At 71.8% G+C, this 3,643-nt stretch carries 3 protein-coding genes; 1 reads left to right on the top strand and 2 read right to left on the bottom strand.

Annotation, left to right across the window (positions count from 1 at the left end):
* Positions 1–230 precede the first annotated feature (230 nt).
* On the top strand, positions 231–794 hold the full coding sequence (locus tag AB0B48_RS32355; RefSeq protein WP_357208270.1) for a hypothetical protein: 564 nt from the start codon (positions 231–233) through the stop codon (positions 792–794).
* An 843-nt stretch (positions 795–1,637) separates the two neighbouring features.
* Here AB0B48_RS32355 and AB0B48_RS32350 read toward each other — a convergent pair.
* Positions 1,638–3,263 carry a molybdopterin-dependent oxidoreductase gene (locus tag AB0B48_RS32350; RefSeq protein ID WP_357208268.1) on the bottom strand — a complete coding sequence of 542 codons (1,626 nt, stop codon included), beginning with the start codon at positions 3,261–3,263 and terminating at the stop codon, positions 1,638–1,640.
* A gap of 134 nt (positions 3,264–3,397) precedes the next feature.
* Positions 3,398–3,643 (bottom strand): TCP-1/cpn60 chaperonin family protein (locus tag AB0B48_RS32345; RefSeq protein ID WP_357208266.1); only part of this gene is annotated, 246 nt, incomplete at its 5' end.

Raw genomic sequence — 3,643 nt, 5'->3', positions numbered from 1 at the left:
GCCGATGGATGGGCCGACCCCGGAATGACCCCGGCCCCCCGGTCGTTACACATGGTCCCGGCGCCACGAGCCCCCGCTCGGCAGGTCGCCGACCCTGACGCCCGACCAGGCGTCACCCCCCCAGACTCTTTCCCCTTTGTGAAGTGCAGCGCCGGACGAGGTGCTCACACCCTCACCGCCGTCCCCCCCTTTGACGGTGTGGGTGTTCTACCCCCGAAGGAGCTACCCCCATGAACACGATCATTCGTAAGAGCATGCTGTCTGTTGCTGGTCTCGCGTTCGCCGGTGGTGTGTTCGCCGGTCCGATCGCCGCCCACGCCGCCAACCCGGTCGACGCCAAGCCCGCCGCGGTGGCCGTGCAGTCGTCGGCGCCGAAGCCGCAGGGCGACCAGTCCCACATCGCCCTCAACGACGAGCAGACCGCCAACGTGAAGGCGATCATCGCCGCCACGAAGAAGGCTGGTCTGCCGGAGCGGGCCGCGGTCATCTCGATCGCGACGAGCCTGCAGGAGTCCAAGCTGGAGAACCTCGGCCACCTCGGCGACAAGAATGACCACGACTCGCTGGGCCTGTTCCAGCAGCGCCCGACCAGCGGTTGGGGCACACCCGAGCAGATCACCAACCCCGAATACTCCACCACCGCGTTCCTCAAGGGCCTGAAGCAGGTCGACGGGTGGCAGGACATGCCCCTGACCGACGCGGCGCAGACGGTGCAGGTGTCGGCCTACCCGGACGCCTACGCCCAGTGGGAGCAGCAGGCCACCGACCTGGTCGGCCAGCACTGGAACAGCTGACCCCGCAACAAACAGCAGGGTGACAACCCGCACGACAGCACCACCGCACCACCGCACCACCGCACCACCGCACCACCGCACCACCGCACCAGGACACCACCGCACCAGGACACCGACCGCTGGCCGGCACCCGCAACCCGGGGTGCCGGCCAGCGGCCTTCCTGCTGCCACCGATCGTGGACCGCCACCCCGCGGCCGCTGACGCTGACCGCCGTACCCAAACCCACCGGCCCCGGCGATGGGTGCAGCCGCCGGGAACGCCGACCGCAGGCCGCTGCCGCCGAAGAAGCCGCCGCAAGCGGCTGAGGAAGCCAGCCGTGGGCCGGGGCCGGAGGGCGGAGAGTGCCGAACTGGCCCCAACGGAGACAACTGGCGTCGACCAACCAACCTGGCCCGCAGATCTTGGACACTTTCCGTTCCGTGCTGACGGAAACTGTCCAAGATCTGCATGCGCTCCCGGATATGACGTGTCAGTCAGCGGGCCCGCCGACCCATGGACAGTCTCGGGAGCCGGCAGGGCAGCCGCGGACACAGCCCGCCGACCGCGCAGGGCGCGCCGCCAACACAGCCCACCAACCCGCAGGCCAGGCCGCGGACACAGCCACCGACCCGCAGGCCAGACCGCAGACACAGCCCACCAACCCGCAGGCCAGACCGCAGACACAGCCCGCCGACGCGCAGGGCGCGCCGCCACAGCCACCGACCCGCAGGCCAGACCGCAGACACAGCCCACCAACCCGCAGGCCAGAACACGGACACGGCCCGCCAACCGCACAGCACACGCCGCCAACACAGCCCGCCGATTCGGTGGCGCACCCGCGCGGGCGACGTCGTGCCAGGGGATCAGCGGACGGTGACGGTGACCGTGTGCCAGCCGGTGGCACCATCCGGGACGACGTCCTGCGTACGTTCGGTCTGGGTTTCGCCTGTCGCGTCGGTCGCGCGGACCTGGAGTCGGTGCTCGCCAGGTGTGGCGTCCCAGCGCCAGGACCATTGCACCCAGGTGTCCACCGACACGGTGGGGGCCAGCGCAGCTTCCTGCCACGGGCCGTCGTCGACGCGTACCTCGACTCGGCGAATGCCCCGGTGCTGCGCCCAGGCCACCCCGGCGACGGTCACCGGGCCGGCGGTCAGCCGGTTACGTCCCCTGGGCGTGTCGATCCGGGACTGGGTCTTGATCGGCCCCTGGGGGGACCAGCCGCGCGGCACCCAGTACGCGTCGAAGTCGGCGAACCGGGTCAGCTCCAGCTCGGTCACCCATTTGCAGGCCGACACGTAGCCGTAGAGGCCCGGCACCACCACTCGGACCGGGAAGCCGTGCTCGACCGGCAGTGGCTCGCCGTTCATCCCGACGGCCAGCAGCGCGTCCCGTCCGTCGCGCAGCGCGGCGGTGGGGGTGCCGCAGGTCCAGCCGTCGACCGAGCGGCCGACGACCTGGTCGGCGTCGTCGTCCGGCTCGACCTCGTCCAGCAGTTCCCGCAGGGGTACGCCGAGCCACAGGGCATTGCCGATCAGGTCCCCGCCCACCTCGTTGGAGACGCAGGCCAACGTGACGTACCGCTCGACCAGTGGTCGGGCCAGCAGATCCGCGTAGCTGTAGGTGCGTTCCCTGGCGACCCGTCCGTGGATCCGCAGCCGCCAGGTGTCCGGGTCGACCTGGGGCACCACCAGCGCGGTGTCGATCCGGTAGAACCCGAAGTTCGGGGTGACGTACGGCGCGAGCTGCGTCAGTGAGAGGTCCGCGCCCGCCGGTACGGCCGGTGCGGGGGCGACCGGCGCGGGCAGGCGGATCGCGTCGCGGGCTGCGGACACGCCGCGCCGCCCTGCCAGCCACCGCCCACCGAGGCCGGCCACCACGGCCGTGCCTAGTAGCACTCCGCTGCCGGTGAGGAACCGTCGCCGCGACTCCGGGTCCACTTCGGCAGGCCCGACCGCTTCGACCGCCGTCGTCGGCCCGGCGGGGGTCACCGGCACCGGCCCTGCCGGGGACACCGGAGCAGCGGGCGGCGTGGGTGGTGACCAGGACCAGGGGTCCAGCTCGAACGGTCCGCCGATGAACAGCCAGAGCACCAGGGCGCCGAGACCGGCGCCGACCAGGGACGGCAGCGCGTCGGCGAGGTCAGCACCGGAGCGGGTCAACGCGGCTGCCACGCCGATGGCGCCGAACGCGGCGATGCCGGCCAGGCCGAACGCCAGTCGGCGGACCGCCAGTACGCCGAAGAGGGCGGCGAAGCCTCCCAGCAACACGGCCGTGCCGACCAGCAGCGCGATCTTGTCGGCGGTGCCGAAGAGGTCGATGGCGAGTTGCTTCAGCGATTCGGGGACGGCGTCGACGACGACCCCGCCGACCGCGACCAGGGGCGCCGACCGGGGACCGGTCAACACCGCGACCGGTTCGGCGATCCCGATCGCGACGGCGGCGGCGGTGATTCCGGCCAACGCGGCGTACCGCCGTGACGTGGTGCTCATCGGCCCAGTGTGCGCGATCATCTCGCCCGGTCGCCAACAACGTCAGCGTTCGGTAATGACCTGGCGGCCCGCAGGAACGAGCCGGGGCGCACCGCCTGACGGCGGTGCGCCCCGGAACGGGTGTCGCTACCGGATCAGAAGCCCGGGCCGTGCTGGTGACCGTGGCCGTGGCCGTGCCCGCCGGCGGCGGCCGGCTCGGCCTGCTCCGGCTTCTCCACCACGAGGCTCTCCGTGGTGAGCAGCAGACCGGCGATCGAGGCGGCGTTGGTGACCGCGTTGCGGGTCACCTTCACCGGGTCGATGATGCCGGCCTTGACCAGGTCGACGTACTCGCCCTTGGCGGCGTCGAGGCCGTTGCCCCACGTGAGGTCGGCGACCTT

Source organism: Micromonospora sp. NPDC049089 (assembly GCF_040648775.1).
Taxonomy (GTDB): domain Bacteria; phylum Actinomycetota; class Actinomycetes; order Mycobacteriales; family Micromonosporaceae; genus Micromonospora.
The sequence above is the reverse complement of the archived record's forward strand: the minus strand, read 5'-3'. Positions and strand labels throughout refer to the sequence as shown.

Excerpts from the sequence above, each read along its gene's own strand:
- AB0B48_RS32355 (WP_357208270.1), top strand. The coding sequence starts at position 231 with ATGAACACGATCATTCGTAAGAGCATGCTGTCTGTTGCTGGTCTCGCG.
- AB0B48_RS32350 (WP_357208268.1), bottom strand. The coding sequence starts at position 3,263 with ATGAGCACCACGTCACGGCGGTACGCCGCGTTGGCCGGAATCACCGCC.